The organism is Dermacoccus sp. UBA1591 (genome assembly GCF_002322065.1).
Lineage (GTDB): Bacteria > Actinomycetota > Actinomycetes > Actinomycetales > Dermatophilaceae > Dermacoccus > Dermacoccus nishinomiyaensis.
Genome location: NZ_DCNR01000105.1, coordinates 3,866 through 8,848 on the forward strand (window position 1 = coordinate 3,866; position 4,983 = coordinate 8,848).

Sequence of the window (4,983 nt, forward strand, 5' to 3'; positions counted from 1 at the left end):
GCCGACGGTGATGACGAGGTGCACGAGGAAGAAGCCCGACGGCGTGCGACCCAGGCAGGTGATCAGCGACATCGCGAAGCCCAGCAGACCGATGAAGCCGGCACCGACGAGCGTCATCTGGACGTGCGGCGCGGGCATCGCCCGGCCCCGCACCGACCAGGTCGCGACGGCGGCCACCGTGAGCATGAGCAGCCCGCTCACCGCGACGGCTGCCGGCAGTTCAGCGGCACGCCCCCGGTAGAACAGGTCGATCGTGGGAGAGGCCACCTGCTGCGCGACGGCGGCGAGACCCAGCGCTCCGAGGGCCAGCTGACCGTCGATGCGCTGACGCGTCATGCCCTGCGCGGCGAACAGCACGAGCGCAGCGGCGAGGAACGGCAGGGCAAGCCACGGCCCGGTCGTCATGGCGAAGGCCAACGTCAGCGCGTTGATGACGGTGACGACGAGCGCGCCCAGGCGCAGCTCGCGCCCCGCGTGCCGCAGGGCCCACCACGTCAGTGCCGCGACGAGCGTCGCCCCGAGGGCCAACAGCGTCCACGTCGAACGGTCGGCACGGATCATGAAGACCCACATCGGCAGCCAGGCGCTGACGTAGGCGGCCGCACCCCAGCGCGCGTCGGGACGAACCGTCGCGGTGAGCAGCGTCGTCGTCACCGCGGTGAGGGCGATGAGGCCGATCATGACGGGCACCTGGACGCTGTGGTCGAGGTCGATCCAGAACGTCGCGGCGAGCACGACGGGGACGGTCCGCGCGAGGCCGAGCTCGTCCCAGCGACGCGTCAGCTCGGGTGCGACGCCGACGAGCTGGATGACGAACAGGAACGCGACGAGCGCGAGGCCGGGGCCCTGCGTCAAGAAGGGCGCGAACACGCAAACCGCGACCATGATCGCGATGGCGAGCCATTTCTCGTCCCAGCGCATCGCGAGCAGGAACGCGGCTGCCGCGACGACGAACGCCATCGCGAGGCCGACACTCAACGGCACCCACGCGTAGAGGCGGGTGACGGCGATGACGTCGAAGTACGCCGCGGACGCTGCCGTCGCGAGCAGCGCGATGGAGCCGATCTGGCCACCCGGTCGACGGCGCACCCACGACGCGGCCGCGGCGAGAGCCGCCGAACCCGCGGCGCCACCGACGACGCGGACCGGCGGCGTCAGGATGCCTTCACGCGCCGCCATGACGAGCAGGAGCACGACCCCGACGAGCGTGACGACGACGCCCGCGGCCGCCAGCAGCATCGCGACGATCTGCTGGTTGTCGAACCGTCGAGGCTTCAGTTCGGGAGGTGGCGGCGGGATGAACGCGAGCGAACCGGGAAATGCGGGTGCCGGTCCTGCACCAGAGCGCCCGTCACGGGGAGCCTGACCGGGAGCGGCACCGCTGTACTGGCCTTGCCGATGACCACTGTTCGGCGTCGCCCCCATGAATGGTGGCGGCGGCGTCGAGTGGCCGTCAGGAGCGTCGAAGGCAGGGCGTCCGGGGTACGACGGACCGTAGGGCGGCACCGGGCGGGACGGGTCGAAGGAGTTCGAGGGCTGGTTCTCATTCATGCCTTCGAGCCTCGTCGGCCGTCGGCTTCGGCGCCTGAGCAGGACTACTCAGACGACGTGAGTAATGGACGCGAGTGAGTGCTCAGGGCGCCCCTGCCCACGCAGGTGCGGCGAACGTCAGTCGAGGCCGTTCTCGAGAGCGAACCGCGTCAGTTCGACGCGGTTGGCAAGGTGCAGCTTGCGCAGCGTCGCGGCGACGTGGTTGTCGACGGTGCGGCTGCTGAGGCCGAGCCGCGAGGCGATCTGCTTCGACGCGAGCCCCTTCGCAACCATGCGCAGCACCTCGCTCTCGCGGGGCGTCAGGGCGCTCGCCGGGTCGTCCGTGGTGTCGACGCGGCCACGCAGGTGCGCGAGCACCAGCCCGGCGAGTTCGGGGGTGAACACCGCGTCTCCGCGCAGCGTCGCCTCGACCGCGTCGACGAGTTCGGCGGCGCTGGCACTCTTGAGCAGGTAGCCCGACGCGCCAACCTTTACGGCGTCGAGCACGTCGCTGCGCGCCGACGACGCCGACAGCACGAGCACCTTGACCTCGGCGAGCGTCAGCATGATGGCGGACGTCGCGTCGGCACCGTTGCCGTCGGGCAGATTCATGTCCATGAGGACCAGGTCGGGGCGCGTCGCGCGAGCGCGATCGACGGCCTCGCGCACGGACCCGGCGGTGGCGACGACGTCGTAGCCGCGCGCGACGAGGTCGCGTTCGACGGCGTCACGCCACATCGGATGATCGTCGACGATCATGACGCGGGCCTGGGGCTCACGGGACGAGTCATTCATGACGACATTGTCGCGGACGCCAAGATCGCGAGCCACCGTGGCGCTGCGGCGCTCCACTGCTGCGGCGGATGAGAACGCCCGTCGCGCGACACGATCATGATCGAGGCCGCTTGCCGCGCCTCAGCGCGGCACCGTGAACTCCCACTCGACGCCCTCGCCCGGCGCGGTGGTGAGATGCGCGCGTCCGCCGATCGCCTCGATGCGTCCGACGATCGATCCGCTGACGCCCAGTCGCCCTTCGGCGCGTGCCTGCGCCGGCCGTTCCGGCGACATGCCCACGCCGTCGTCACGGACGGTGACGACGACCTCATCGCCGAGATCCTCGAGCAGGACGTACGAGGTCGCGGGTGCGCCACCACGCCCGGCGTGCAAATCGGTGTTCGTCAGGGCTTGCCGCACCGCCGCGGTGATCTCGGCGACGACGTCGGGGCGCAGCGTCACCGCCTCGGCTCCGGCGCTGACGTGGCACCGACGGCTCTCGAGGGCGAGCAGCGCCTGGCGCAGATCCGTCGGGTCAGGCGCGTCAGACCGGCGGGCAGCACCCCGCGCCGGCGCGTCCACCGACGACGCCTCTATGCCGGCGTCGAGAGCTCCCCCACCCCGCGCCACCCCGTTCTGACCCGCATCACGCAGGCTGGAGGCGACTCCCCCGGCGAGACCATTAAGACGCACTGCCCCCGCGTTGCCCGCCCACGTGCCGTCGCGGCGCGCGCTGTCGTCGCCGTCCGCGATGAGGTGGCGTAGAGCCTGCTCCTGCTCGGCGGCGAGCTGCCCGACACGCGCGAACTCACCACCCGCGCGCTCCCCTTCGCGCGCGGTCAAGGCGAGCACCTGCAGCACTCCGTCGTGCACCTGCCGGGCGAGCCGTTCGCGCTCCGCGGCCCGGGCGCGCAGCTCGAGCGCCCTCGTCAACTGCTCGTGGGCGCGCTGCACACCGTGGCTCGCCACCCCCGCGGCGATGCCCGCACTGACGAGAATGGGCAGCGTCGGTGAACGTTCGAGCCACGACAGATCTCCGCCGACGTGCAGGCACGCGAGCCCCAGGACGACGGCGCTCGCGAAACCTGCGCCGACACCCCACATCATCCCGGCGGTGAGCACGGCGTTCGTCACCCACATCGTCGTCGGCAGGCTCTGGTTGTGATCCCACCAGCTCTCGGGTGCGACGATCCACGTCGAGTAGACGAGCGCGAGCGTGACGACCTGGTCGAGCCCGATGAGCACAGGCCGCCAGGTGCGGCGCGCGAACATCGTGTACGCCGCGATGCCGGACCAGATGCACTGCACCGCGATGAGGGCGCTTGCCAGGTGGGGGCGCGAATAGTGCGAGATCGCCATCGAATGGATGAAGAGGCTGTACGCGAGCGTCAGGACGCGAAACGCGCCCGAGGTTGCCCAGAGCGACCCCATCGCGTCGTCGGGCAGGCCCACGCCCCAGCCCGTCCATCGGGACGCGACGGACGACGCCCCGAACCGCACAGGCGATTCGGGGCGTCGACGCAGGTGGGCTCGGCTCACTTGCGCTGCTCGGGGTACGGCACCCCGTAACCCTCCTGGCCGGGCGCCTGGTACTGGCCACTCGCGGTGTTCTGCGTCGGGTACGGCATCTGCGACGGCGGCAGCTGCGGCTGCTCGTTGTACGGACGCTGCTGGCTCTGCGGCGCGTCGAACTGCACGTTCGGCGCCTGGTCGTTCGTCATGTTGACGCGCGGGGCACCCTTCGTCGCCTCGTCGGCCTCGTAGTACTCGGCCTTCGTCACGCCCGCGGGGCCGGCCATGAACTTCGTCGGGATCGAGTCGACCTTCGAGTTGAGCGAGCTGACGCACGCGTTGTAGTAGCGGCGCGCGTTGGAGATGCGGTCCTCGGTCGAGCTGAGCTCGCCCATGAGCTGCTGGTAGTTCTGGTTCGACTTGAGGTCGGGGTAGGCCTCGGAGACGGAGATGAGGCGACCCAGCGCCTGGCTCAGCTCACCCTCGGCCTCGGCGACCTGCGCCGGCGAACCGTTCGTGTTGACGGCCGCACCACGCGCGCGGATGACGGCGTCGAGCGTGCCCGCCTCGTGCTTCGCGTACGCCTTGACCGTCTCGACGAGGTTCGGGATGAGGTCGTGACGACGCGTCAGCTCGACGTCGATCTGGTGCCAGGCCTCTTGCACCGTGTTGCGCTGCTTGACGAGGCCGTTGTACATCATGACGGCTGCGACGACGAGCGCGACGATGATGACGAGAAGGATGATGACGAACGTCATGAGTGGCTCCTGCTTCGAGGGGTCATGTCTGCTTCGACCCTAGCCGACGGCAGCGACCACCGTCAGCGCTCGATGCGTGTCACGGCGCGATTCGCCCCCGGCGGGGCCGGCTGCGCCTGGGGACTGGAGGTCACTCCTCGTCGAAGCGGGTGAGGATCTGCTCGACGATCTGGGGGGATGCGCCCAGCGGCGCGGTGACGATTTCGGCGCCCGAACGCGTCAGCTTGTCATGGAAGTGCCCCTCGCCGAGCAGCAGCGCCGCGACGGCGACACGGACGTGAGGGTGGTCGCGGTTTGCGCTCACGGCGTCGGGCACGGACGGGGTGGCAGCCGAGCCGAAGGCCACGCCGATCGAGGTACCCCAGACGTCAGCGAGCAGACGTGCCTGGGCGCGGGCGTCGGCGGTGGC

At 70.5% G+C, this 4,983-nt stretch carries 5 protein-coding genes; all 5 read right to left on the reverse strand.

What is annotated here, in order from left to right; genetic code table 11:
- A partial coding sequence (locus B2284_RS11655) for a DUF2339 domain-containing protein (protein WP_286697551.1) occupies window positions 1–1,551 on the reverse strand: 1,551 nt, incomplete at its 3' end.
- A gap of 117 nt (window positions 1,552–1,668) precedes the next feature.
- Entirely contained in the window at window positions 1,669–2,325 is a 657-nt protein-coding gene (locus B2284_RS11660; RefSeq protein ID WP_038570324.1) for a response regulator, read from the reverse strand.
- Between the two features lie 120 nt (window positions 2,326–2,445).
- A complete protein-coding gene (macS, locus tag B2284_RS11665) occupies window positions 2,446–3,756 on the reverse strand; it encodes a MacS family sensor histidine kinase (RefSeq protein ID WP_170957225.1) in 1,311 nt (436 codons plus the stop codon).
- A gap of 83 nt (window positions 3,757–3,839) precedes the next feature.
- Complete coding sequence (locus B2284_RS11670; protein ID WP_062258344.1) at window positions 3,840–4,574, reverse strand: LemA family protein; 735 nt, start codon at window positions 4,572–4,574, stop codon at window positions 3,840–3,842.
- Window positions 4,575–4,704: 130 nt separating this feature from the next.
- Window positions 4,705–4,983: sirohydrochlorin chelatase (locus B2284_RS11675; RefSeq protein WP_414646261.1), on the reverse strand; the 279-nt coding region annotated here is incomplete at its 5' end.

Bases quoted from the DNA above. Each gene is read 5' to 3' on its own strand.
- B2284_RS11670 (WP_062258344.1), bottom strand. From the start codon at position 4,574: ATGACGTTCGTCATCATCCTTCTCGTCATCATCGTCGCGCTCGTCGTC.
- B2284_RS11660 (WP_038570324.1), bottom strand. From the start codon at position 2,325: ATGAATGACTCGTCCCGTGAGCCCCAGGCCCGCGTCATGATCGTCGAC.